Genomic DNA, 24033 nt, shown 5'->3' with positions numbered 1-24033 from the left:
CTCCGCCGCGTGGGCGCGACCGGCCACGACGGCGCCGCAGCCGGTCGACGACCCATCGCGGCACTTCCGGCGGAGCGCTCAGCGCAGCAGGGCTCCCGCCCGCTCCAGCACCTCCGCGTTCTCGAACGCCATCCGCCCCACGTACACCCCTTCCGAGCCGTACGCCGGCTCCTTGAGCACCGCGGTCTTCAGCACGTCCACCGACCACGGCTCCCCGCTGACCACCAGCCCGCCGACGGGCGGCATGACGCTCATGCTCCACCCCGCGCACAGCAGCCACCGTCCGTACGTGTCCGCCTCGTTGGCGGTGCTGACCGCGCAGTGGCGCCCCGCGACCTCCCACAACGAGCCCTCCACCGGAGGCGCCCCCGGCACCGCGACGGACGCCACCACCGCCATCGACTCGTGCCGGGCGTACACCAGCACGCACCGCCCGTCCGGCCACCGTGCCGTGAACCTCCCCATGATCACGCGGTCCGCCCCGGTGATCCGCTTGGCCATGCTCCCGTCCCTCCCCTGCCGACCTCTGTGGTGGACCAACAGCCGTGGGACGCAAGGGGTCACGGGTGCGGGGTGGTGCCAGGTACACCCCGGTCACGGTCCTCAGGCCCATGGGCCGGGCCGTTCCTCGCTGGTTGGCTGGAACCAGTTGACACGGAACGACTGGGAGAAAAGCATGCGGATGAGTCGTTGGACGGGCGTGGCCCTGGTCACCGGAGCCCTGGTGGCGGGCCTCGCCACCCAGGCCCCCGGCGCGAGCGGCGCCCCGCGCGCCTCGCTGGACGCGGACGTACGGGCCGTCCGCGCGGCCGGCGGCGACGTCCGCGTCCTCGCCGAGACGGACACCGGCCACGGCGTGCGCCGGGCCCGCGCGGGCGGCGGCACTCAACCCACGCCCTGGAACGCCCAGTTCCGCGCCGCGAGCACCACGAAGACGTTCACGGCCACCGTGGTCCTCCAACTCGCCGCCGAGCGGAAGCTGTCGCTCGACGACACCGTCGAGAAGTGGCTGCCCGGCGTCGTCTCCGGCAACGGCAACGACGGTTCCCGGATCACCGTCCGCGACCTGCTCCGGCAGACCAGCGGCCTCTTCGACTACGTCGACGACCCCGCTCTCGCGGCCGCCCTCGGCGGCGACTTCGAGAAGGTCCGCCACGACGCGACCCCGGCCCGCGACTGGGTGGCCGTCGCCGTGCGCCACCGCCCGCTCTTCACCCCCGACCACCGGAACCCGCGCTGGGCGTACTCCAACACCAACTACCTGCTCGCCGGAATGATCGCCGAGAAGGCGTCCGGCGACGACTGGCGCACCCTGGTCGAGCACCGCGTCATCGCCCCGCTCGGCCTGCGCCACACTTACGTCCCCGGCGCGAACCCGTACCTCCCCGGCCCGCACGCCCGCGTCACCCTGCGCGCCCCCGGCGGCGCGGTCCTCGACGTCACCGAGCACAGCCTCCAGCACACGGCCGACTCGGGCCTGGTGACGACCACGGCCGACCTCAACACGTTCTTCCGCGCACTGCTCGGCGGCAAGCTCCTGCCGCCGGCCCAACTGGCCGAGATGAAGCGGACGGTGGAGCGCACCGGCGCCCGCGAAGACCTCGCGGAGTGGCCGCGCGGCGGCTATGGCCTCGGCATCCGCTGGACGCCACTGACCTGCGGGGGCGGCTACTGGCACCACGAGGGCGACGGCTTCGGCACGTACACCCGCACCGGGGTGACGGACGACGGCCGCCGGGCCGTCGCCGTCTCGGTCACGAGCGCGGGCGACACCCCGGACCGCGTCCGCCTCAACCGGGCGACGCGGAAGCTGGTGGACGACGCGCTGTGCGACGCCGCGAACTAGCCGGTTGTCACTTCGGCGGGAGCCCCTCGGCGGCCTCCCAGCCGATCCTCAGCCAGTCGTCCAGCGCCTCGTCGTCGAGGGCCTCGCCCGAGACGTACACCCAGCCGGCCGACGTCCGGCCACGGAACTCGAAGGGCCGCGCGCCGGGCCGGCCCAGGGCCTCCTCGATCTCCTCGGGCCCGACCCGTACGAACAGGTCGTCGCCCTCCACCCCGGCGACCGTGTTCCCCCGGTCCAGGAACGCGAGCGCGCCGAACATCTTCTTCTCGGCGGCCTCGTACCCGCCCTCCTCCAGCCGCTCCCGGACCCGTTCCGCCAGCACTTCGTCGTAGGCCATGCCCGCCAGGCTAGCCAGCCGCCCGCGCGTGGGCGGCCCCGCGACGGGGTTTGCGCTCGGCCACGTCATCCGGTGGCGGACGGAGGTGCTGTCAGGGTTGCAGACCCTCGGTACCACCACTGCCTGACGACCCGAGCGTCCCCGAGCCGCTGAACAGCGGCTCACCCTGTCCGGCGATCCGGCGGACACAGGTTTACGCGGGCGGCTGCGGGCCGCGCCACGCGGCGTAGAGCCCCGAGACGGCGACCGCGATCGTCGCCAGGGACTCCGCCGCGACCCCGCGGAGGACGAGCACCGTGCCCGTGCCGAGTACGGCGAGGAAGACGACGAGATCCCGAGTTCGTCCGTTGCGCTGCGGCATTCGCGAAGCCCCTGTCATGGTTGGCGGTGCGCCCAGGCTGACGGAGGGTCGGGGTGCTGCGGCAGACGCAGCGGTGCTGCCGGATGAACGGCAGCGACCGGCGGGGGACGGCGATGGGCGAACTCAAGCCGGTGGACGACGATCTGCCGCCCGCCGCGGCCGTGCTCGCGCAGGCGTTGCGCGATCTCTTCACGGGCCTGTGCGTCTCCACACGCCGCTATGCGGCCCGCCGCGCGTACGACTCGTCCACCGTCTCCCGCTACCTGAGCGGACGACGCGTCCCGCCATGGGAGTTCGTCCTCAACCTCCTGCACGACGTGGGCGAGACGCGGGGCTCCGTACCGACCGCCGAAACGATCGACAGGCTGCGGACGCTGCACACGGCGGCGCTGGAGTCCGGCGGCAGTCCCGCCCACCGGGTGCAGCTCCTGGAACGCGAACTCGCGGCGGCCGACGGGGAGGCGCGGCACGCGGCCACGCGGGAACGCTGGCTGGAGGACACCCTCCAGGACCGTGAACACCGCATCCGCGACCTGGAGATGCGCAATCGCGAGCTGGAGGCGCGGCTGCGCGAGGAGATACGCGACCTGAAGGAGGAGCTGGTGCGCGTACAGGCCCTGCACCAGCAGGCGGAGGATCGCTGCGAGCAGTTGGAGCGCCAGCTGGCCGAGGCGGAGGAGAGGGCCCCTCTGCCGGCCGGCTTCCGCCCGGAGGCGGACGTCCACAACAACGTGGCCGCCGGGCAGCAGTTCCTGAGCAGCGTCATGGTGTACACCGACAGCTGGCAGGTGGACGAGGAGTTCGTCGAGTCCGTGAGCGTCCAGCTGTACGCCATGGACCACCGGTACCTCGGGAACGGCCTGCTCTTCGACGCCGAAACGGTGATCACGCCGGGCCCGGTGCCGGAGGCCCTCTGGACGCGGAGCGAGACGGAACGCACGGTGAAGGTCCACGTCGGCGGGCGGAAGGTGCCGGCCACATCGCTCGAGACCCGCGCCTCGCCGCCGCTCGTGGTGCTGCGCCTGGAGAAACCCCTGCCCTTCCCCGGCCGGCCGTTGTCCTTCGACCGTCGCCTCATGCCGGGCAGACAGCTCCTGGTGAGCGCGTACACCACGAACGGCCCGTACTCGTGCCTCCTCGACGTCAAGGGCCGCACGGGAAACTGGCTGCGCGTGACCGGCGAACTCCCCGACGGACTGATCGGCGCCCCCGCGTTCTCCGGCGCGGGCGCGCTCACGGGCCTGCTCCTGAGCTGCGGCCGGGACGGACAGCGGGGGCTGCTCCTGCCGGTGGGGTCGCTGCGCGCCCTGACCACGGTCAAACTGCCCGACGAGTTGTAAAACACCGCCCCCATAGGGGGGTTGAGTGAGTGTAGGATCACGGCTCGTGACGAGCTGACGCGTTCGCCTCCGGGGCGCCCGCTGCCGTCGGACCTTCTTCCGGGAGGACCCGACTGGGGCGCGGCCACCCGGTCGCACCGGGATGCGGCCGCGCCCATGGCCGGGCTCTCCGTTCGGAGAGTCCGACCGCTGGTGGGCGACTACCCACCCTGGAAGATCGGGCGCTGATGGCACGCCACAAAAGGCAGAAGAACCGGCCTCCTCACCTTGGGGCCTTCCTCCGCTGGTTGATCGCGGTCAGCATCCCCGTGACGGGGTTCGTGCTGAGCCACGTGATCTGGCGTTGGTTGGAGGTGAGGTTCGGGCTGTAGACCCCCGGCAGATGACTTACCGGGGGGCTACAACGCCCTGAAAATGCTCTTCTGCTGGAGTCCGGCGCAGTACCCCCTGCGTCGGGCTCCACATGTACGCGACCGCGTGAGCGGCCGGTGGGAGCAGGATACTCAGCCGTTCACCGTTCCGCATCCGACTCGATCAGCCTTCCGGGTGGATCCGCCGGCTCCGTACCGCTCAGCGCGGAGCTCCCAGAGCCGTGTCGATGACCTTCTCGGTGAGCAGTTCCAGGGTGCGCCTGTCCTCCTCGGCCGTGGCGCGTTCGCCCGCCGAGCCCGGGTAGGTGTCGAAGAGCACGTGGGACGCGCCGAGTTCGGCCAGGGTGACCAGGTCCTCGCGTATCCGGCCCACTGTGCCGTGCCCCAGGGGGCGGTCGGACGCCGTCACCCGGTCCGTGATCCGGATCCGGAGCCGGGGCACGAGTTCCGGGACCGGGCGCCCGGCCCGTTCCGCCTCGGCGGTCAGGACCGGCAGCGCCGCCCGCAGGGTCGCCGGCGTGGGAGCGTACGGGTGCCACCCTTCCCCCAGGCGCGCCGCCCTGCGCAGTGCGGCCGGGGAGTCCCCGCCGATCCAGACGGGCGGGTGGGGAGAGGTGGCGGGCGCCGGAGCGGTGCGCACGTCCTCGAACGAGACGTACCGCCCGTGGAACGTGCAGGGGTCCCGGGTCCAGGCGGCCCGTATCGCCGCCAGGAACTCGTCGGTGATCCGGCCGCGTTCGGCGAAGGGGACGCCGAGTGCCTCGTACTCCTGCCGGGACCAGCCGACACCGGCTCCCAGGATGAACCCGGCGTCGTTGAGCCGATCCATGTTGGCAGCCAGCCGGGCGGTGTGCAGCGGGTGGCGGTACGGGATGACGGTGACGGTGGTGCCGAGGGTGAGGCCGGTGTTCCGGCCGGCGAGATAGGCCGCGAGCGCGAACTGGTCGTAGAAGGGCGCGGGGTACACCTCGTCGACGTCCTCGGTCACCGCGATGTGGTCGGAGATCATGGCGAAGGTGAAGCCCAGTCCGGCGGCGTCGGACGCCTGCCGGGCGAGTGTCTCCGGGGTCGTACCCGGGCCGAAGTTGAGCAGATTTATCCCGAAGCGCACAGCGACCTCCCAAGGATGCCGTATGTACGGCAACCACACTGCCCCGCTACTCCCGCAGCGCCAACGCCGCCCCCAGGCCGACCAGTACCACCCCGGACACCCCGGAGATCCCCCGCCGCACGCGCCGCCGGCGCAACACCGCCTGCACGCGCCCCAGCACGGCGACGACCACCACGTACCAGAGCAACGCCAGCCCCCAGAACAACCCTGCCATGACGGCGTGTTGGGCGAGCACCGGCATCCCGGGAAGCGCGAACTGCGGGAACAGCGACAGGTAGAAGGCGGCCACCTTGGGGTTGAGCAGATTGCTCACCAGACCCTGCCGGAACGCCTGCGGGGCGGCGGCAGCGGGTTGCGGACTCGGGGCGTCGTCGCTCCCGCCGCCGCGGGCGAGCTCGAACAGGGCGCGTCCGCCGAGGTACACGAGGTACGCCGCACCGGCGAAGCGCAGGGCCGCGTACAGGACTTGGGACCCGGTCAGCAGCACGGTCAGGCCCGCGACCGCCGCCGCGGCCAGGACCGCGTTGCCGAGCATGATGCCGACGGCCGTCGCCACCGCGCCCCGGCGCCCGGCTCTCGCCGCGTTGCGGAGCAGCAGGACGAGGTCGGGGCCGGGGACGACGATGATGGCGAGCGATGCGGCGGCGAATCCGAGGAGTTGGGCGGTCATGACTCCTCATCGTGCATCACTGCGCGCATCACAGCGGCGTCGGCCTCCACGGCTCGCGCGGCCGGTACGGCGCCCGCCGCCACGCGCGTACGGTCAGGGCCGCCATCGGCGCGACGAGCAGCGACCAGAGCACCGGGGCCGCCCAGAGCGGCCGGACGCCGAGGGCCGCGAAGGCCACGGCCGTGACGACCCCGGCGAGACCCATGCCGCACGCGAGGCGGACCAGGTAACGCATGCGCCAGGTCGGCTCGTTCGCATCGGCTCCCTGCCGCAGGCGCCAGGCGCACGCCACGCTCAGGAGCAGCCCGGCCGGTCCCAGGCCGATCGCGGCGGCCAGATCCGCCGAGGGCGGGTTGACCGGGGCCGCCCAGGTGGGCTGCTTCGTGCCCCTGGCCGCGATCTCCTGGACGGAGCCGCGCCAGACGGTGCCGGTCACCCGGTCACCGTCGTCCAGCTTCTTCAGCAGCGGCCCGTCGTCGGGGAAGCCGACCCGCCGGGGCGCGCCCTTGGCGTCGGTCAGGGTCGCCTTGCGCTCCTTCTTCCCCAGCCGGATCTCCGAGACGGTGAACTCCTCGTCCCGGACGCAGTCCGTCCGGACCTCCCGCGTACAGGCCGGCGCGGACCGGAACGCCCGCTCCTCCGCGGTCTGACCGGGCACCCAGGAAACGGCCATCCACGCGGAGCCGGCCACGGCGGCGAGGCCCGCCACGAGGTAGAGGATCGCCGAGGCGGAGTTGCTGAGGGGGTGCCGACCGTCCATAGCACGCAATTCTCCCATGCCCGGTCATTCGGGACTCAGTCCGCCCCCGCCCAGGGCCGCCGCCCGAAGTCGATCAGTCTCAGCCCCGGCCCGTCGCGGACCCACCGCGACACGGACGCGTTCGGCACCGGCCAGGGAACGGCCGGCCGTTCGCCGGAGAACAGCTGCCGCAGCGCCACCACCACGGCGTCGTGGGCCACGAACAGCACGCGCAGCCCGCCGAGTTCACCGACCAGCTCGCGCACGCGCCCGGCGACGTCGAGCAACGACTCGCCGCCGGGCGGCCGGTGGTCCCACTCCGCCAGGCGCGCCGCCTCCTCGGGGGCCCGCTCCCGCAGGGCGATCTCGTTGAGCCCGTGGAACACCCCCATGTCCCGGTCCCGCAACCGCTCGTCGACCCGGAGCTCCGGCCGTGACGGCACCTGCCGGGCCATCTCCTCCCACGTCTGCCGGGCCCGCAGGTAGGGCGAGACGACGACCACGTCCGGCACCTCCCCGCCGGCCAGCCACCGCCCCACCCGCGCGGCCTGCTCCCACCCCGCCCCCGACAGCGGCACGCCGGCATCGCTCCCGGGCGGCAGGGCCACCGGCGCCCCCTCCGCCCGCGCCCGCGCGAACAGCACGTTCGCCGTGCTCTCCCCGTGCCGTACGGCGACCACACGCTCAGGCGGGACCACCCCCTCAGACGGGACAGGAATCACGTTGCCTCCACCCCCGCCCCTTGCGGATCATGAGGCTCATGCTCGACGACACCACCGTCCTCCTCTTCTCCTACGGCACCCTGCGCCAGCCCGAGGTGCAGCGCTCCCTCTTCGGCCGCGAGGTGACCGGCACTCCCGAGGAACTGCCCGGCTACCGCCTGGACACGGTGGAGATCACCGACCCCGACGTCATCGCCCTCAGCGGCTCGGCCCACCATCCCATCCTGCGCCCGACCGGCGACCCCGCGGACCGTGTGGCGGGCACCGCCCTCGCCGTCACCGGGACCGAACTGGCCGCCGCGGACGACTACGAAGTGGCCGACTACGCCCGCACCCTCGCCCCGCTCGCCTCCGGCGCCCACGCCTGGGTCTACGCCCCGGCCCCGGCCCCGGCCCCGGCCCCGGCCCCGGCCCCGGCCCCGGCCCCGGCGGGGAACGCCGCACAGCAACCGAACGCGGCACAGTAACCAGGAGCACCAGTGATCACGATTCACCTGAAGTACGAGATCGACGTCGAACGCCTCGCGGACTTCGAGGAGTACGCACGCCGCTGGATCCACCTCGTCGACCGCTTCGGCGGGACCCACCATGGATACTTCCTGCCGAGCGAGGGCGACAGCGACATCGCCTACGCCCTCTTCTCCTTCCCCAGCCTCGCCGTCTACGAGCAGTACCGCCTCGACAGCGCCTCGGACCCCGAGTGCCAGGAGGCGTTCGAACTGGCCCGCAGGACGCGCTGCATCAAGCGCTACGAACGCCGCTTCCTGCGCCCGCTCCAGCCCTGAACTCTCCGGCACTGAGCTCTCCAGCACTGAGCTCCACGGCTCATCCGCACCCCCACCGCCGCGTCCGCCCCGCCGCCAGCCAGTCCGTGCGCAACCGCTCGTACTCCCGCCGCTCGGCGGCGGTGAGCGCACGCCCCCGGCGCTCGGACAGGAAGGCGCGTATGGCGCGGTTGATCTCCTCCGCACAGGGCTGCTGACGCACAGACTGCTGACGCACACGGACCAGGGACATGCGAACAGGCTACGGGCGCCCACTGACAACGCCCCCTTGATCGCCCCCAAGTTAAGAAGATGCTCATCAAACCCTCATCAACCGGGCGCCCCTGATCGCTTCCGCCCCGGAACGGCACCCGTCACGCAACCCGTCACGCACGGAAGGGGCCGGACGGAGGACCCCACGGCGTTGCGCGAGGCCCCGCCGCACCGCCGAACCGAGTATCTGATCGTATGAGCGACAACTCCCGACCGTCCCCCGCGGGGAGCGCCCGTCACGAGCCCGGGCCCGTCACGTCCCCGGACCGGAACCCGTCCCGCCGACGCGTGCTGCGAGGAGTGGGCGCGCTGGGCGCCGGCGGCGCACTGGCCGGCCTCGCCGGCGCCGCGGCCGGCCCGGACGCCGCCGGGACCACCACCCGGCACGACGACGGACCGCCCCTGCGGGACCTGCCGCAGGTCTCCAGCCGCGCGGGACGGCTCGACCACACCCTGGCCATGGCCACCACCCGCGCGGACATCGGCGGACGCCGGCTCCGGCTGGACACCTACAACAACGGACTGCCCGGCGGGATCCTGCGCATCCGCCCCGGCGACCGGGTCCGGATCCTGCTGCGCAACCGGATGGTTCCCAGCGGCCTGCTCCCCGCGTGCGACGGCCAGGGCCACAAGGGCACCGACTGCCTGCCCAGGGCCAAGGGCCTCCCGGAGGTCCACGACCTCCGTCAGGACGCGCTCGCCACCAACCTCCACGTGCACGGCCTCCAGGTGTCCCCCAGCGGGCACTCGGACAACATGGACGTCCGCGTCGACCCCGGGGACGACTTCCAGTACGTCTACGACGTCCCCGAGGACCAGCCCGCCGGTCTGCACTGGTACCACCCCCACCACCACGGGTCCACCACCCACCAGGCGTGGTCCGGGCTGAGCGGGCCCATCGTCGTCGAGGGCGACATCGACCGCGTCCCCGAGATCGCCGCCATGCGCGAACGCACCATCGTCGTCAGCTCCCTGCGCGTGGACGGCCACGGCGAGAACCCCACGGACATCATGCTGCCCGCGGGCGACGACGACGGCTACACCGCGCTGCCCGGCGTCCACGCCGAGCGGCTCTACCCGCTCAACGGCCTGATCCGGCCCGTCGCCCGGATCAGGCCGGGCGAGACCCAGCGGTGGCGGGTGCTCAACGCCGTGCCGCACCGCGAACTCTGGCTGCACGTCGAAGGCCACACCCTGCACTGGATCGGTGCGGACGGGATCCCGTTCGGCCGGACCCGCCCCGTACCGTCGGTCATGCTGGCCCCCGGCAACCGCGCCGAGTTCGTCCTGCGCGGCGGCAAACCCGGCCGCTACCGCGTGTACGCGGCCGCCTACCACCCGGGCGGCGGCCGCGCCGCCCGGCCCGCCCTCCGGCTCGGCACCCTCGAAGTCACCGGCCGCAAGGCGTCGGGCCGTGTCCCGGGCCGCCTCGTGGCCCCCCGCCGGCTGCCCGGCCTGCCCGTCGCCCGGCACCGCACCCTGGTCCTCTCCCGCGACAACTCCGGACACCACGGCCCCGGCCCGCGGTTCCTCGTCAACGGCCGGCTCTTCGACATGGACCGCGTCGACGTGGAGGCCGAGGCCGGGACGGTCGAGGAGTGGCGGTTCGTCAACGACGACTCCTACCAGCACCCGATGCACATCCACGTCAACCCGTTCCAGGTCGTCGGCACCAAGGGCATCCCGCGCGGGGACGCGTCCTGGTACACCGACCCCGGCATCTGGTGGGACACCCATCGCCTGCCCCCGCACGGTGAACTGACCCTGCGCACCTACTTCCGCCCCGACGCCCCCGGCAGAACCGTCTTCCACTGCCACGTCCTCCCCCACGAGGACCACGGCACCATGGCCAACCTCCTCATCACCCCGCCGTGCCACTGCGGCGGCACCGGGGAACACGGCTGAGCAGCGTCGCACCGCCACTCCACCGCCGGACACGACGAAGGCCCGGGAGCTCGATCGCTCCCGGGCCTTCGGCTGGTGGGCACAGACGGATTTGAACCGCCGACATCCGCTTTGTAAGAGCGGCGCTCTACCGCTGAGCTATGCACCCGCAATGAAACGACAGCCTACATGCCCCCTCCCACCACCCCGCAAACTCCGGACCGGGGGCCGGACCGGGGGTTAGCCCCACCCCGATCCGGCGGCGGGCCGGATCGTCGGGCGGGGTGCGGGGTCCCTAGGCTCGGGGCGGCCTGGAAGATTGATGATCACTGCTCTGACCTGGGAGTTTGGATGACCCGCCGCACCCGCCGGCCCCGCCGTGGCCCTCGCGCCGCCGCCCGTCTGACCTTGCTGGCCGGGGGGATCGTCATGGCGGGGGCGGCCCTGACGGGGTGCGGGCGGGTGGACGTGGACGGCGCGGAGCCCGAGCACCGGGCGTTCGCGCTCGGCGGGCGGACGCTCACCGTGGACAACGACGACTCGCGGATCGAGCTGGTGCCGGGGAAGAAGGGGAAGAAGGGCAAGGAGGTCGAGGTCACCCGGTGGTTCGACGGGTGGTCGGTGGGCGGGTCCACCCGCACGTCGTGGGAGATGGACGGGGACACGCTCCGGCTCCGGCAGGAGTGCGGCGGGATCAGCAAGCACTGTGAGGCGAAGCACCGGATCGAGGTGCCGCCGGGGGTCACGGTGATCGTCAAGGACGAGAACGGAGGGGTCACCTCCAAGGGCATCAAGGGCGACCTGCGGTTCACGTCGGACAACGGCGACCTCGACGTCCGCGGGGCCGACGGGCGGCTGACGCTGACGACGGAGAACGGCGACATCCGCGCCGTGGACGCGATCGACTCGCGCCGCGTCTCCGCGCGGTCCGACAACGGGAACGTCACCGTGCGCCCGCGCCGCGCACCGGACCGGGTGGACGGCGAGAGCGTCAACGGGGACGTCACGGTCACGGTGCCGGGCGAAACGACGTACCGGGTGGACGCGAAGAGCGTCAACGGCTCGGTGAAGGTGGGCGTGGGCCGCGACGACTCCGCCGGGCGCTCCGTGCGGGCGCGCAGCGACAACGGCGACGTGGCGGTGCGCGCGGGCGGCTGACCGGCCCGTGGGGATGTCCGGGGCGGGTGGGAGAATGGCTCCCTGGCCTGGGCGACCAATCGGGAGAGGGCAGAGCGCACGTGACGGTTACCCCCTTCACCACCCCCTTCGCGCAGTCCGTACGACCGGCCCTGCGAGCGGTCCGGGAGACCGTCGCGCTGGTGCTGCTGCCGCTGCCCCTGCTGGCCGCGGCGGCCGTCGCCGCGCCGGCCGCGTTCGCCGGCGGGGGCACCCGCCGCTGGGGCCGGGGCCGCGGCGAGGGGCAGCGGGCCGAGGCGCAGGCGGCCAAGGACGCCGCGGCGGCCGCGTTCTACGAGCTGGACACCGCCCAGCGCGACCTGCGGATCTCCATCGAGACGATCACCGCGGTGGACGCGTCGGCGGCGGCCCGCCGGGCGGCCGGGCAGTTCGCCGCGTTCGGGGCCCGCATAGACGAGGTGTCGGGCGCGTACATCACGGCCGTGGACGCCCACGACCTGGACCGGGAGGACCTCGACGCGGGGGCCGCCGCCCGGGCGCGCACCGACCTGACCCGGGCCAAGGACGAGCTCGTACGGGCCAAGGCCGACCTGGAGCGGTTCGGCCAGGGCCTGGGCCCGCTGCTGGCGGCGGCCGAGCGGGAGCTGACGAAGCTCGCCCCGGCGGTGGAGCGCGCCCGGCAGGGCCTGCTGGCCGCGAGCCAGGCCCTGGACGCGGCGCGGGACGCGGGGCTGCGGGCCGACGGCCTGGCGGCCCGGCTGGCCGCGCTCGGCCCGGAGCTGACGAGGCTCAACGAGGGCGCCGGGCAGCACGGCGTACCGCAGACGATCGAGCGCGCCGGGCGGACGCTGCGCGAGGCGGAGGCGATCCGCGCCGAGGCGGAGCAACTGCCGCGGCGCGCGGCCGAGATCGACAAGCGGCTCGTCTCGCTGCGCACCCGCGCGCAGGCGATCACCACCCGGGCCGGGGCCGTCGCCCCCGTCCTCAGCGAGCTGCGCCGCCGCTACAGCGCGGCGTGCTGGCAGGACCTGCAGCAGGTGCCGGACGAGGCGCGGCAGGCGGTGGAGCAGGCGGAGACCAGGCTGCGCGAGGCGCGGCGGGCGCGCGACGAGCAACGCTGGCCGGACGCGACGGCGCTGCTGTCGACGGTGCGGGCGCTGCTGACGACGACCGACGAGTCGGTGTCGGCGGCCGGCGACCGGCTGCGGCGGCTGGACGAGGTGTCGGCGGACCGGCAGGGCGAGATCGAGCGGACGCGGTTCGCGATCCGGGACGCCCAGCGCCTGGCGATGGCCGGGCGCAGCACGCCGGACCCGCGGCACGCGGCCCCGCTGGACGGGGCGGTGGCCCGGCTGGACGGCGCCGTGGCGGGCCTGGAGGGCCGGCATCCGGACTGGTGGCGCTTCCTGACCGAGACGGAGGCGGTGCGGCGGTCGGTCGCGGAGGTCGTGGCCAGGATCCGGGAGGAGCGCGGCGGCCGGCCCTGACCAAGAGGTCATCTAAGCTGCGCGCATGCCTCGTTACGAATACCGGTGCCGCTCCTGCGGTGACACCTTCGAGCTGAACCGGCCGATGGCGCGGTCGTCCGACCCGGCGGTCTGCCCCGAAGGGCACGCGGACACCGTGAAGTTGCTGTCGGCCGTCGCCGTGACCGGCGTCTCGGCCGCCTCCGCCGCACCGCCCGCCGGTGGCGGCGGCGGGTGCTGCGGGGGCGGCTGCTGCGGCTGAAAACCGCCGGTGGACAAGGGGGTTCAGGACACCTTGCGGGCCAGCGTCAGGCCGTCGGCGACGTTCAGCATGACCGACTCCATGCGCTTGTCCGCCGCGGCGTGATCGTTGAACCGCCGGACGCCCGCGCCCGCCCCGGTGACGCCGGGTTCGATCACGGTGCCCTGGAAGAGGGTGTTGTCGACGGCGAGCAGGCCGCCCGTCCGCAGCCGGGGGACGATCTCCTCCCAGTAGTTGACGTAGTTCTCCTTGTCCGCGTCGAGGAAGACGAGGTCGAGGTGCGGCTCGGCGGGCAGGGCCCGCAGGGACTCCAGGCCGTCGCCGATGCGCAGGTCGATGCGGTCGGCGACGCCCGCCTCGGCCCAGGCGCGGCGGGCGTGGGCGGTCCACTCCTCGGAGACGTCGAAGGCGGTCAGGCTGCCGTCGGCGGGCAGGGCCTGGGCCATGGCCAGGGAGGAGAGCCCGGTGAAGGTGCCGATCTCCAGGACGCGGCGGGCGCCGGTGAGGCGGACGAGGAAGGCGAGCAGCGGGGCCTGCTCCTCGGCGACCTGGAGGTAGGCGTCCCCGGGGAGCAGGGAGCGGGTGGTGTCGACCAGCTTCCGCAGGACGGGGTCGAGCGGCGGGTTGTGGTCGAGGAGGTACTGGTAGAGCTCGGGGCTGAGCGTGATGCTCTTCTTCACGATCACGGGGACTCCTCGGTGAGGTGGCACAACGGGGTGGCACAGCGCGATACGTTGATGCGTGAACGACCTTATGAGCCGAAGTCCGGCCACAACAGCCCTTGGTCAGACGTTCCGGACACCAACCGCCGCACGGTCCTCGGCCATCACTGCCGCGAAGGCCCGGACGATCTCCTCCCCCGCCGCGACGCCGACCGTCTCCAGGGCCGTGACGTGCGGGGCGCTCCAGCCGCTGTCGGCGAGCTCGCCGTGGCCGGGCCGCCAGCCGCGGTCGGCGGCCAGCAGCAGGTCGGCGTCGAGCAGCGAGTCGCCGGCGGCGAGGACGCGGGTGGCCCCGGCGCGGCGGGCGACCTCGGTGACGGCGGCGCCCTTGGTGACCGGGCGGGGCACGGCGTAGACCTTGCGCCCCTGGAGGGAGACGTTCCAGCCGCGTGCGCCGGCCCAGGCGGCCAGTTCGTCCACCCAGGCCGCGGGCAGGCGCTCCCGGTCGACGACGAGGTAGGCGAAGAGGTCGTCCGCGGTGCGGTCCTTCAGCAGCCAGACGGGGTCGGCGGTGCGGGCGATGTACGCGCGGATCTCGTCGAGGGAGGCGCAGCCGTCCGCGACGGCCCGGCGTACGCGGGTCCGCCAGGCGGTGTCGGGTTCGCCGTCGACGAGGATCTCGCCGCCGTTGGCGCAGACCGCGTACCGGGGCGGCGGCCCGGGCAGCCGGACGCGGCGGTACTGGGCGACGGTGCGGGTGGTGGCGGGGACGAGGGCGCCGGTGCCGGCGAGCTCCGCGAGGAGCCCGGCGGCGGTCTCGGTCAGGTACGACAGCGGTCTGCCCTCGTACACCTCGACGCACATCAGCCGGGGGGCGTCCGCGTCCGGCCCGGCGAGGCGGAGGGCGGCGGAGGAGTAGATCAGCGTCCGGTCGAGGTCGCTGGCCAGCAGGGTGCTCATGAGGTGGGGACAGCCTTTCCGTCGGCGCCGGTGGCGCCCCTGGTGTACCGGGGGTGGACGAGGCCGACGCAGCTGTACGGCAGCCCGTCCACCTCCTCCACGGGGACGCCGCGCTGGGCGGCGAGCAGGCGTACGTGGTCGAGCCCGGCGCCCGCGCCGCGCTTGGCGAGGATCTTCCAGGGGACGCGGCGCAGCAGGACGCGGGTGGTCTCGCCGACGCCGGGCTTGACGAGGTTGGGGTCGTGGATGCCGTACTCCTCGCTGATCCGCTCGACGGCGGCCCAGCCCTGCCAGGTGGGGGTGCGGTCGGCGGCGGCGAGCTCCTTGGCGTCGTGGGCGACGTCCTCGGCGACGGCGTCGAAGCGGGCGGCGACGGCGTCCAGGAAGGCGCGGGAGACGTCCGAACCGGCCAGCTCCCGGTAGTACTTGGCGCCGTGGAAGTCGTCCGGCCCGACCAGGTCGGCGCGCAGGACGGTGCGCGATATCAGCCCGGAGACGGTGGAGTTGAGGCAGGCGGAGGGGATGAGGAAGTCGTCGCGCGTGCCGTAGGTCGTCACACAGGACCCGGGATCGGCGAGCACGGCGAGCCGCGGGTCGAACTCGCTCTCCTCCAGGGCCGCTTCGAGCTCGCGGGTGATGGCGCCCTTGCCGGTCCAGCCGTCGACGAAGACGACGTCGGACGGGTCGTGCCGCTCGGCGAGCCAGCGCAGGGCGGCGGTGTCGATGCCCCGGCCGCGGACGATGGAGACGGCGTAGTGCGGCAGGTCCAGGCCGTGCGCGTGCCGGGCCCAGCGGCGCATCAGCACGCCGACGGGGGTGCCGGCGCGGGCCAGCGAGACGAGCACCGGGCGGGGGGACCGCTCGGCGAGCACGGTCTCGGTGACGACGCCGACGGCGCGGGCGAGGCGGTCGGCCGAGGCGTCGAGGGCGGCGTGGTAGAGCGCCTGGTAGCGCTCGCAGGGCTGGTACTCGACGGGCAGCGACTCGGCGTAGTGCGCGCCGCCGCTCTGGATCGCCTCCTCGCGCTCCTCGATGGGCGCCTCCAGGGTGACGCCGGAGAGGTCCTGGAGCAGCCAGCCGACGTCCTCGGGCGCGTACGACGAGAACGCGGGGCCGCGCAGGGGTTCGCGCGGGGCCCGGTGGGAGGGGATCACGGCGAGCAGCACCTTTCCGGTGTGTGCGGCCAGGCGGTCCAGCAGGCCGCCGGGCGCGTGCAGTTCGGGGGTGTCGGCGGTGGAGTCGACGACCGCGACGACGGCGTCGAAGCCGGCGCCCGCGACGTTGTACGCGTAGCGGTCGCCCGGGCCGTCGGCGGGGGCGTCGTGGGCGGGGAAGCGGAGCCGGGTGCGGATGGCGTATCCCGGGTCGTCCACGGGGAGGACGGGGGAACGGGTGGTGGTGGAGAACCGCACATCCACGCCCTGCCGCGTCTCCAGCGCCTCGGCGAGGCGCAGCGGGGCGTACATCAGCTCCTCGTTGCCGAGGACGAGGACGCGGGAGTCCGGCTCCAGGTGGCGGGCGATCTCCCGTGCCATGCGCGGCAGTTCGCGCTCCAGGCGGGCGCGGTGCGCGGGGGTGAACCCGTGCCGCCCGCCGTCGGGGAGACCGGCGGGCCAGCGGAGGTCGACGCGGGCGGCGTCGCCTCCCGGGTGCGGACGGCCCGGCACCGCCGGAACGGCCGTGGCCGGCTGCTCGCCGTGGCGGCGGGAGTTCTCCCCGCCCCCTCCCGTTTCCCCCGGAGCGGTGGGGGACGGCGCCGCCTCCGGGCCCGACCAGCGCGCCACGAGCTCCTGGCCGCGCTCCAGGACGTCCTCCGGCAGGGTCACCGTCCCCGACGCGAGGGCGATCAGGTCCACGCGGGCGCCCAGTTCCGCCGCGAAGGCGTCCAGCCCGGCGCGGTCGTCGGCGCCGCGCATGTCGACCAGGGCGACGATCACGTAGCGGTCGCGCGGGTACCGGCGGTGCAGGGCAGCGATGGTGTTCATGACCGTACGGCCCGTGGAGAACTCGTCGTCCACGAGCACCAGCGGCCCGTCGGACGCGAGCAGCGCCGGATCGTCCGGGAGCAGCAGATGCGACGTCGCGTGGCTGTGCTCCTCCTCGAAGCCGCCGACCGGTGCGACGCCCCGCACCGGGCGGCGCGTGGAGTGCAGATACGGGGCGAGGGCCAGCCCGTCCGCGACGGAGTGGCCCAGGCCGGTCGCGGTCTCCGCGTATCCGAGGACGACCGACCGGGCCGCGTCCGCCTCGCCGAGGAGCTCGCGGACGCGCCGCCCGAGCCCGAGCCCGGCGCCGTGCACGGCCGACGGCCGCTGCGGCACGTGCTTGCCGAGGACGTTGGAGACGAGGAGGTGCGCCCGCCGCGGGTTGCGCCGCAGCGCGAGGCCCAGCAGTCCGGGGAGGGCGGCGTCGCCCTCCAGCCGTACGCCGAGGCGGTCCGCCACCCACTGTCCCGACCAGGTCGACGGGGTCACAGGATCGCTCCTCGTACGCTCGCGCCCAGCAGTTCCACGAAACCGACTTCCTCTCTGGCCACACCGAACGCCCCCGCCCTCAGCAGGGTCCTTTCTGCCCAGGCCCGGTGCGGCTTCACCTCGTTCATCTTGTTGGTGTACGAGGAGCGCAGCACCCCGCCCCCGCCCCCGTCGACCGACCGCAGGATGTCCCGCGCGTCGCTGAACTCCTCGTGACTGACGACCGACAGGGCGTGCACCGGCGCCACGTGCGTGGGGTGGATGCAGGTCTTGCCCAGCAGGCCGTTGGCGCGGTCGAGTTCGATCTCGCGCAGCAGCCCGTCCATGTCGTGCTCGATCAGGGCGGAGCGCAGCGCCTCCGCGGGCCCGGCGAACGGGCTGCGGCGCAGCTGCGGTTTGAACATCCGCTGGTGCTGGCGGAAGTACTCCCACACGGGACCGGTGACGGTGAACCCGCTGCCGTCCGCGCGTCCGAGGACGTTGACGACGTCGGCGATGACGGAGGCGACGAGCTGGACGTCGTAGGCGGTCATGTCGGGCGCGCGGCGCAGTCCGTACGCGGAGCAGAAGTCGGTGACGCCGAGCCGCAGGGCGAGCACGCGCTCGCGGTGCTTGCCTGTGGCGCGGGCGATGCCGGCCAGGGTGTCGGCGCGGGTCTCCAGGTGGAGAAGCTCGGGGGATTCGAGGATGGGCATGGCCAACAGCCGCTGCCCGTGAACGGCTTCGGCCTCGGCGACGGCTTCCAGGAAGGGCAGCCCGCGGTCCTCGGTGAACTTGGGCAGGACGAAGCCGGAGAGCAGCCGGCGGGCGGGGCCGAGCCGGCGTGCCAGATCGGTGATCTGTTCCGGTTCGCGGACGCGGACGAACAGCAGCGGCGTGTGCGACGGCGCCGCCGCGAGCTCGGCGAACTGCCGGACGAGGTTCTCCTCGGCGGCGGGGACGTCGGCGTCGCCGATCGAGTCCTCCAGGCACAGGACCATGGACACGACACCCTGGCCGGCCTGTTTGACGACGTCCCGGGCGAGGGTGGGGCGGGTGGCGGGGCTGTAGAGCGTGGCGCCGAGGGCGGCGGCGAGCACGGGGACCGGGGAGCCGGCGTCGAACTCGGCCGGCTCCTGGTGGAACAACCCATTCCGCACCTCGGGCGCAAGGTGTCCAAAATGCCGCATTTTTCTCCCCGTTGCTCCCCATTGCGGATGGCGTACCGCCGGTCGGTCCGGCCGTCGGCCGTCCTGTGTGGCCGATTATCGTACGCTCGGCGGTGGGTCAAGAGTTCCCCAAACGGGCGGCACATCGGCCCGCGTTGTCCGGGGCCCGTACGGGAGGGCAGGATTGCGGGCATGACGCACGCGATGCTGAAGGGATCGAACATCCCGCTGGAGGCCCCGGCCGTTCGGGCCGTGCTGCGCTGGACCCCCGGTCCGGGCGTCCCCGACGTCGACGCCTCCGCCCTGCTGCTGGGCGACGACGGCCGCGTGCGCTCCGACGAGGACTTCGTCTTCTACAACCAGCCGCGCCACCCGTCCGGCCTGGTGCGTCACCTCCCCAAGAAGCGGCTGCCGGAGGGCCTGACCGACTCCATCGAGACCGACCTGGCGGCACTGGACGGCTCGGTGCGCCGCGTGGTGCTCGCGGCGTCGGCGGACGGCGGGACGTTCGGCCGGGTCGAGGACCTGTGCGTGCTGCTGTACGACACGGCGGCGGCCCCCGGCGGCGACGCGGTGGCCCGCTTCGACGTCCGGCCGGAGACGGGGGACGAGACGGCGATGATCTGCGGGGAGCTGTACCGGCGCGGGGAGGGCTGGAAGTTCCGGGCGCTGGGGCAGGGGTACGCGTCCGGGCTGGTGGGGCTGGCGACGGAGTTCGGGATCTCGGTGGAGGACTCCGGGGCGCCGACGCCCGGCCCGGACCCGGACCCGGCCGAGCCGATACAGCCCATACCGCCGACGACGCCGGCGTCCGGCGCTTACCCCCCGCCGCCGTCCGTGCCGCCGGCGATCCCGGCACCGGCACCGCCGGCGGCTCCGCCGGCCGACGCCGCACAGCCCGCGTACGGCTACCCGCAGTATCCGACGGCGCAGCCGTCGTACGGGTATCCGCCGCAGGGCGCGGTGCCGGCACCGGACCCGGCCTTCCGACTGCCGCCGCAGGGCCCGCAGTTCCTGCCGGGCGGGTAGGGGATTCCGCCCTGGCCCCTTCCCCAGAGGGGGGCACCCCTACTTTCACCGTTTCTTCCGGGCTCCGCCCCCTGCACCCCCGATCCAGCCCGTCCGGCGTTTGAGGACGAACGCGGCGCAGCCGCGTTGCGGGGCCGAGGGGCGCAGCCCCGGAAGAAACGGTGAAAGTAGGGGTGCCCCCCCTCTGGGGGAGGGACCAGGGCACCCTCAACACGTCAGCGGCACCCGCCCCCGCCAACACCCACCCCTCACACCTTGCTCTTGTACCCCCGCCCCCACTGCAACCCCCACCCGTACAACCGATCCAGCTCCGACTGGAACCCGTACACGTACCGCATCTCCCTCCGCACGACAATCTCCTTCTTGTCGTTCTCGATCAGCGCCACCGCGCACGACCGCGCCTCCGGCGCCCGCTCGTGGAGCGAGACCTCGAGCCGGGGGCCGTTGCCCGGGTACAGCGTCACCGTGGCCTGCGTACGGTCGAACGCCGGGGTCCCGTCATAGATGTAGACGAAGATCAGCAGTCGCTTGATCTCTTCCCGATGGTCCATGTTGATGTAGATCGTCTCGCCCGACCCGGCCCCGAACCGGTCGTCACCGCTCAACTGCACATACGGCGGCGAGTTGACGCTGCCCAGTATGTTCCCGAGCGGCTGGACTACGCCCTTCGACCCGTCCCACAGCTCATACATGCAGGCGAGGTCGAGGTCCACGGTGACCATGGCCGTCCCCTGCGCCTGCACGACTTCCGGCGTGAACTTCCGGAACGGATGCCGTACGGACGACCCGCGGGCGGCCGACCGCCGCTCGTGCAGGTCCGAGGTCCGCATCTGCCAGGACAGATTGACCCGCATGTTGCCGCTGACCGCGCCGTTCTTGGTCAGCGAGTAGACCGGGCGCCGCTTGGTCAGCTCGACCGCCCCGCTCCCGCCGTGCGGAGCGTCGAACTGCCAGGCGGCCCCACGCCCCCAGTTGCCGAACAGCTTGTCCCATACCGTCATGACGGCCCCCACCCTCGTGACCCTCGTGGTCCGGTCTCCCCTCCGGAAACCGGTGAGCGGGGCGGCGGTGAGCTGAAACTCACCACCGCCCCGCTCAGAGGGTTCCCGCGCACGTGCCGGGGTCACACCCGGGCCGGACGGGGTCTCACACCCCGGACGCGACCTCCTGACGGTCCCCGCCGCCGGCGCCCGCCCCGGTCTCCTTGCGGTTGCGCCGCACCGAGGACCAGAAGGCCAGGGCGATCAGGAGGACGCCGATGGTGCCCGTGATCACCTCGTTGATCTCGTACTTGATCGTGGCGAGCAGGATCACGGCGAGCGCGCCGATCGCGTAGTGCGCGCCGTGCTCGAGGTAGACGTAGTCGTCCAGGGTCCCCTTGCGGACGAGGAAGACCGTCAGCGATCGGATGTACATCGCGCCGATGCCCAGGCCCAGCGCCATCACGAAGATGTCGTTGGTGATCGCGAAGGCACCGATGACGCCGTCGAAGGAGAACGAGGCGTCGATGACCTCCAGGTAGAGGAACATGAAGAACGCGGCCTTGCCGGCCAGCCCGGCGACGGCGGCGCCGGAGCTCTTCGCGGGCGCGGACGCCTCGCCGGCGTCGTCCGCCTCATCCGCCTCGTCCTCCAGCCGCTCCTCGAAGAACGCGGAGATGCCGCCGACGATCAAGTACGTGAGCAGTCCGCCGACTCCGGCGAGCAGGACGGTGGACGCCTTGTCGATCGTGCCCTCACCGCCGTGCACCGGCACGGCCGTCGCGACCGTGGTGGCCGTGATGATCAGCACCACCAGCGAGACGATGACCGACAGGCTCTCGACCCGTCCGATCCGGGCGAAGGGGCGCTCCAGCCAGCTGAGCCACTTGATGTCCCGGTCCTCGAAGATGAAGTCAAGGAAAATCATCAGCAGGAACATTCCGCCGAACGCGGCGATGGCCGGGTGGGCGCTGGTGACCAACTGCTCATAACGTTCGTGGTCGTTGATCGCGACGTCGACGGCGTCGATGGGCCCGAGCTTGGCGGTGATGGCCACGATGACGACCGGGAAGACCAGCCTCATGCCGAAGACGGCGATGAGGATGCCCAGCGTCAGGAACATCTTCTGCCAGAACGGGTTCATCTTCCGCAGGATGCCCGCGTTGATGACCGCGTTGTCGAAGGACAGCGAGATCTCCAGGATGGACAGGATCGCGACGAGCGCCAGCCCCTTCCACCCCCAGAGCACACCGGCCAGGGCAAGCCCGCCCGCCGTGACGGCGAACGACCAGCCAAAGGTTTTCAGGAGCACTGCCACCCAATCCTTCGTTGCTCGGGTTCCCCCCGCACGAGCGGGGTTTTGCGAAACATTGACCCCGAAGTCTAAGGGCCCCTCCGTCGGGGCGGGACGGGCGTATCCGCGCACCCTCCGTCACAGGACGCTGACGCCGAACGTCACAAGACATTGACGCCGAACGCATGAAACGTTGACGCCGAACGTCACGAAACGTTGACGCCGAAGTCCATGGCGATGCCCCGCAGCCCGGACGCGTAACCCTGGCCCACCGCGCGGAACTTCCACTCGCCGCCGTAGCGGTAGACCTCGCCGAAGATCATGGCCGTCTCGCTGGAGGCGTCCTCGCTCAGGTCGTAGCGGGCCAGCTCGGAGCCGTCGGCCTGGTTGACCACGCGGATGTAGGCGTTGCGCACCTGGCCGAAGTTCTGGCCCCGGACGTCGGCCTCGTGGATGGAGACGGGAAAGACGATCTTGTCGCAGGCGGCCGGGACCTTGCCGAGGTCCACCAGGATCGTCTCGTCGTCGCCGTCGCCCTGCCCGGTGAGGTTGTCGCCGGTGTGCTCGACCGAACCCTCGGGACTCTTGAGGTTGTTGTAGAAGACGAAGTACTCGTCGCCCAGCACCCGGCCCGCGGCGCACAACAGCGCGCTGGCGTCCAGGTCGTAGTCCGCACCGGTCGTGGTGCGGGCGTCCCAGCCGAGACCGACGACGATCGCGGTCAGGTTCGGCGCGGCCTTGGAGAGGGAGACATTGCCTCCCTTGGCGAGCGTGACACCCATGATCTTGCTTCCTCCCCGAATCGAACGTTGCGCGTCACCGTGCGCGTCCGGCGCCGCACCCCCGGTATTGCGGGGGTGCGGCGCCGGATGCGGTCACTGGCGTCGGATCAGACGTTGACGCCGAAATCCTGGGCGATGCCGCGCAGGCCGGAGGCGTAACCCTGGCCCACCGCGCGGAACTTCCACTCCGCGCCGTGGCGGTAGAGCTCGCCGAAGACCATCGCGGTCTCGGTCGAGGCGTCCTCGCTCAGGTCGTAGCGGGCCAGCTCGGAGCCGTCGGCCTGGTTGACCACGCGGATGTACGCGTTGCGCACCTGGCCGAAGCTCTGCTGACGGGTCTCGGCGTCGTAGATGGACACCGGGAACACGATCTTCTGCACATCCGCCGGGACGCCGGCCAGGTTGACCTTGACGACCTCGTCGTCGCCCTCGCCCTCACCGGTCAGGTTGTCACCGGTGTGCTCGACCGAACCGTCGGGGCTCTTCAGGTTGTTGAAGAAGACGAAGTGCTGGTCGGAGACGACCTTGCCCTGCTCGTTGGTCAGCAGCGCGCTCGCGTCCAGGTCGAAGTCCGTACCGGTGGTGGTACGGGCGTCCCAGCCGAGACCGACGATCACCGCGGTCAGGTTCGGGGCCGCCTTGGTCAGGGAGACGTTGCCGCCCTTGCTGAGACTGACTCCCACGAGTCCTCCATTGGTTCGAGGGGCGGGCCGTCGGGCCCATGCCCCCGGTTGTGCGATGGCAACCGGTCAACGTCTGGATCCTAGTGACCGGTTCCCACCGATTGCAGGGTCTTGCGCACAGCGACGGGCCCGGACGTCAGAGCTTGGCCAGCTCCGCCGCGTACTCGTTCAGGTCACGCGCGTCCGGCAGGCCGTTGACGATCGTCCAGCGGACGACGCCCTCCTTGTCGATGACGAAGGTGCCGCGCAGCGCGCAGCCCTTCTCCTCGTCGAAGACGCCGTAGGCGCGGCTGACCTCGCCGTGCGGCCAGAAGTCGGACAGCAGCGGGTAGCCGAGCTTCTCCTGCTCGGCGAAGACGCGCAGGGAGAACGGCGAGTCGTTGGAGACGGCGAGCAGCTGCACGTCGTCGTTGACGAAGGCCGGCAGGTTGTCGCGCAGGGCGCACAGCTCGCCGGTGCACACGCCGGTGAAGGCGAAGGGGTAGAAGAGCAGGACGACGTTCTTCTCGCCGCGGAAGTCCGAGAGACGGACGGTCTCGCCGTGCTGGTTCTTGAGCGCGAAATCAGGGGCCTTGGTGCCGGCGTCGATCGCCATGGAGCGCTTCCCTCTCTCTGCGGTGGCCGGCCACGGGCCGGGCTCGGCTGGACGCCCAGTCTGTCACTGCCCCGGATCCGGAACGCATCGCGCCCCCCACAGCACAGCTGTGGGGGGCGCGATGCGATTCCGGTACCGACGCG

General features: G+C 72.7%; 26 protein-coding genes and 1 tRNA gene. 9 read left to right on the top strand and 18 right to left on the bottom strand.

What is annotated here, in order from left to right:
- Positions 1–78: 78 nt before the first annotated feature.
- A complete protein-coding gene (locus tag I5Q34_RS03655; protein WP_199890589.1) occupies positions 79–501 on the bottom strand; it encodes a hypothetical protein in 423 nt (140 codons plus the stop codon).
- Positions 502–676: 175 nt separating this feature from the next.
- Here I5Q34_RS03655 and I5Q34_RS03650 point away from each other — a divergent pair, with 175 nt between their 5' ends.
- A complete protein-coding gene (locus tag I5Q34_RS03650) occupies positions 677–1846 on the top strand; it encodes a serine hydrolase (protein WP_199890588.1) in 1170 nt (389 codons plus the stop codon).
- 7 nt (positions 1847–1853) lie between these two features.
- On the opposite strand, the gene I5Q34_RS03645 is transcribed toward I5Q34_RS03650, so the two are convergent.
- Positions 1854–2183, bottom strand: a complete 330-nt coding sequence (locus tag I5Q34_RS03645) for a TfoX/Sxy family protein (RefSeq protein ID WP_199890587.1) — start codon at positions 2181–2183, stop codon at positions 1854–1856.
- A gap of 193 nt (positions 2184–2376) precedes the next feature.
- On the bottom strand, positions 2377–2544 hold the full coding sequence (locus tag I5Q34_RS03640) for a hypothetical protein (RefSeq protein ID WP_199890586.1): 168 nt from the start codon (positions 2542–2544) through the stop codon (positions 2377–2379).
- Between the two features lie 53 nt (positions 2545–2597).
- On the opposite strand from I5Q34_RS03640, the gene I5Q34_RS03635 reads away from it, so the two are divergent.
- Positions 2598–3884, top strand: a complete 1287-nt coding sequence (locus I5Q34_RS03635; protein WP_277965324.1) for a hypothetical protein — start codon at positions 2598–2600, stop codon at positions 3882–3884.
- 570 nt (positions 3885–4454) lie between these two features.
- Here the strand turns inward: I5Q34_RS03635 and I5Q34_RS03630 are convergent.
- From I5Q34_RS03630 to I5Q34_RS03615, 4 genes are read right to left on the bottom strand one after another with little or no spacing between them, the layout of a single operon-like run.
- Entirely contained in the window at positions 4455–5366 is a 912-nt protein-coding gene (locus tag I5Q34_RS03630; protein ID WP_199890585.1) for a TIGR03619 family F420-dependent LLM class oxidoreductase, read from the bottom strand.
- Between the two features lie 46 nt (positions 5367–5412).
- Complete coding sequence (locus I5Q34_RS03625) at positions 5413–6036, bottom strand: LysE family translocator (RefSeq protein WP_199890584.1); 624 nt, start codon at positions 6034–6036, stop codon at positions 5413–5415.
- Between the two features lie 28 nt (positions 6037–6064).
- A complete protein-coding gene (locus I5Q34_RS03620) occupies positions 6065–6796 on the bottom strand; it encodes a hypothetical protein (protein ID WP_199890583.1) in 732 nt (243 codons plus the stop codon).
- A gap of 35 nt (positions 6797–6831) precedes the next feature.
- On the bottom strand, positions 6832–7473 hold the full coding sequence (locus tag I5Q34_RS03615) for a histidine phosphatase family protein (RefSeq protein ID WP_277965323.1): 642 nt from the start codon (positions 7471–7473) through the stop codon (positions 6832–6834).
- Positions 7474–7535: 62 nt separating this feature from the next.
- Between I5Q34_RS03615 and I5Q34_RS03610 the strand changes: the two genes are divergently transcribed.
- Both I5Q34_RS03610 and I5Q34_RS03605 read left to right on the top strand, forming a co-directional pair.
- Positions 7536–7964 (top strand): gamma-glutamylcyclotransferase family protein, encoded by a 429-nt coding sequence (locus I5Q34_RS03610; protein WP_199890582.1) that lies wholly within the window; start codon positions 7536–7538, stop codon positions 7962–7964.
- Between the two features lie 12 nt (positions 7965–7976).
- On the top strand, positions 7977–8282 hold the full coding sequence (locus I5Q34_RS03605) for an NIPSNAP family protein (protein ID WP_199890581.1): 306 nt from the start codon (positions 7977–7979) through the stop codon (positions 8280–8282).
- A 40-nt stretch (positions 8283–8322) separates the two neighbouring features.
- On the opposite strand, the gene I5Q34_RS03600 is transcribed toward I5Q34_RS03605, so the two are convergent.
- A complete protein-coding gene (locus tag I5Q34_RS03600; RefSeq protein WP_199890580.1) occupies positions 8323–8514 on the bottom strand; it encodes a hypothetical protein in 192 nt (63 codons plus the stop codon).
- A gap of 308 nt (positions 8515–8822) precedes the next feature.
- On the opposite strand from I5Q34_RS03600, the gene I5Q34_RS03595 reads away from it, so the two are divergent.
- The gene (locus I5Q34_RS03595) at positions 8823–10439 is read left to right on the top strand and encodes a multicopper oxidase family protein (protein ID WP_199890579.1); all 1617 of its coding nucleotides are present in this window, start codon (positions 8823–8825) and stop codon (positions 10437–10439) included.
- A 73-nt stretch (positions 10440–10512) separates the two neighbouring features.
- Here the strand turns inward: I5Q34_RS03595 and I5Q34_RS03590 are convergent.
- Positions 10513–10587: transfer RNA gene (locus I5Q34_RS03590), tRNA-Val, on the bottom strand.
- 182 nt (positions 10588–10769) lie between these two features.
- Here I5Q34_RS03590 and I5Q34_RS03585 point away from each other — a divergent pair.
- The 3 genes from I5Q34_RS03585 (at position 10770) to I5Q34_RS03575 (ending at position 13283) form a co-directional block, all read left to right on the top strand.
- Positions 10770–11576 carry a DUF4097 family beta strand repeat-containing protein gene (locus I5Q34_RS03585; RefSeq protein ID WP_199890578.1) on the top strand — a complete coding sequence of 269 codons (807 nt, stop codon included), beginning with the start codon at positions 10770–10772 and terminating at the stop codon, positions 11574–11576.
- A gap of 131 nt (positions 11577–11707) precedes the next feature.
- Positions 11708–13042 carry a hypothetical protein gene (locus I5Q34_RS03580; protein ID WP_199890841.1) on the top strand — a complete coding sequence of 445 codons (1335 nt, stop codon included), beginning with the start codon at positions 11708–11710 and terminating at the stop codon, positions 13040–13042.
- 25 nt (positions 13043–13067) lie between these two features.
- Positions 13068–13283, top strand: a complete 216-nt coding sequence (locus I5Q34_RS03575) for a zinc ribbon domain-containing protein (protein ID WP_199890577.1) — start codon at positions 13068–13070, stop codon at positions 13281–13283.
- A gap of 23 nt (positions 13284–13306) precedes the next feature.
- Here I5Q34_RS03575 and I5Q34_RS03570 read toward each other — a convergent pair whose 3' ends face one another.
- The 4 genes from I5Q34_RS03570 to I5Q34_RS03555 all read right to left on the bottom strand — a co-directional run bounded on the left by I5Q34_RS03570 (position 13307) and on the right by I5Q34_RS03555 (position 18548).
- Complete coding sequence (locus tag I5Q34_RS03570; RefSeq protein ID WP_199890576.1) at positions 13307–13969, bottom strand: O-methyltransferase; 663 nt, start codon at positions 13967–13969, stop codon at positions 13307–13309.
- Between the two features lie 99 nt (positions 13970–14068).
- On the bottom strand, positions 14069–14905 hold the full coding sequence (locus I5Q34_RS03565) for an HAD family hydrolase (RefSeq protein ID WP_199890575.1): 837 nt from the start codon (positions 14903–14905) through the stop codon (positions 14069–14071).
- Positions 14902–17379 (bottom strand): phosphoribosyltransferase, encoded by a 2478-nt coding sequence (locus I5Q34_RS03560; protein WP_199890574.1) that lies wholly within the window; start codon positions 17377–17379, stop codon positions 14902–14904. Before I5Q34_RS03560 ends, I5Q34_RS03565 begins: the two co-directional genes overlap by 4 nt.
- The gene (locus I5Q34_RS03555; RefSeq protein WP_199890573.1) at positions 17376–18548 is read right to left on the bottom strand and encodes an HpcH/HpaI aldolase/citrate lyase family protein; all 1173 of its coding nucleotides are present in this window, start codon (positions 18546–18548) and stop codon (positions 17376–17378) included. Before I5Q34_RS03555 ends, I5Q34_RS03560 begins: the two co-directional genes overlap by 4 nt.
- Before the next feature lie 171 nt (positions 18549–18719).
- On the opposite strand from I5Q34_RS03555, the gene I5Q34_RS03550 reads away from it, so the two are divergent.
- Entirely contained in the window at positions 18720–19556 is an 837-nt protein-coding gene (locus I5Q34_RS03550) for a TerD family protein (RefSeq protein ID WP_199890572.1), read from the top strand.
- A gap of 248 nt (positions 19557–19804) precedes the next feature.
- On the opposite strand, the gene I5Q34_RS03545 is transcribed toward I5Q34_RS03550, so the two are convergent.
- The 5 genes from I5Q34_RS03545 to I5Q34_RS03525 form a co-directional block, all read right to left on the bottom strand.
- On the bottom strand, positions 19805–20557 hold the full coding sequence (locus I5Q34_RS03545) for a Tellurium resistance (protein WP_199890571.1): 753 nt from the start codon (positions 20555–20557) through the stop codon (positions 19805–19807).
- Positions 20558–20702: 145 nt separating this feature from the next.
- Positions 20703–21848 (bottom strand): DUF475 domain-containing protein, encoded by a 1146-nt coding sequence (locus I5Q34_RS03540; RefSeq protein ID WP_199890570.1) that lies wholly within the window; start codon positions 21846–21848, stop codon positions 20703–20705.
- Between the two features lie 188 nt (positions 21849–22036).
- Positions 22037–22612 (bottom strand): TerD family protein, encoded by a 576-nt coding sequence (locus tag I5Q34_RS03535; RefSeq protein WP_199890569.1) that lies wholly within the window; start codon positions 22610–22612, stop codon positions 22037–22039.
- A 107-nt stretch (positions 22613–22719) separates the two neighbouring features.
- A complete protein-coding gene (locus I5Q34_RS03530) occupies positions 22720–23295 on the bottom strand; it encodes a TerD family protein (protein ID WP_199890568.1) in 576 nt (191 codons plus the stop codon).
- Between the two features lie 136 nt (positions 23296–23431).
- Positions 23432–23890, bottom strand: coding sequence for a peroxiredoxin (locus I5Q34_RS03525; RefSeq protein WP_199890567.1), 459 nt, complete (start codon positions 23888–23890; stop codon positions 23432–23434).
- Between the last annotated feature and the right edge of the window lie 143 nt (positions 23891–24033).

The organism is Streptomyces sp. AV19, from assembly GCF_015999245.1.
GTDB lineage: Bacteria > Actinomycetota > Actinomycetes > Streptomycetales > Streptomycetaceae > Streptomyces.
This window is presented reverse-complemented; position numbering and strand designations above follow the sequence as displayed.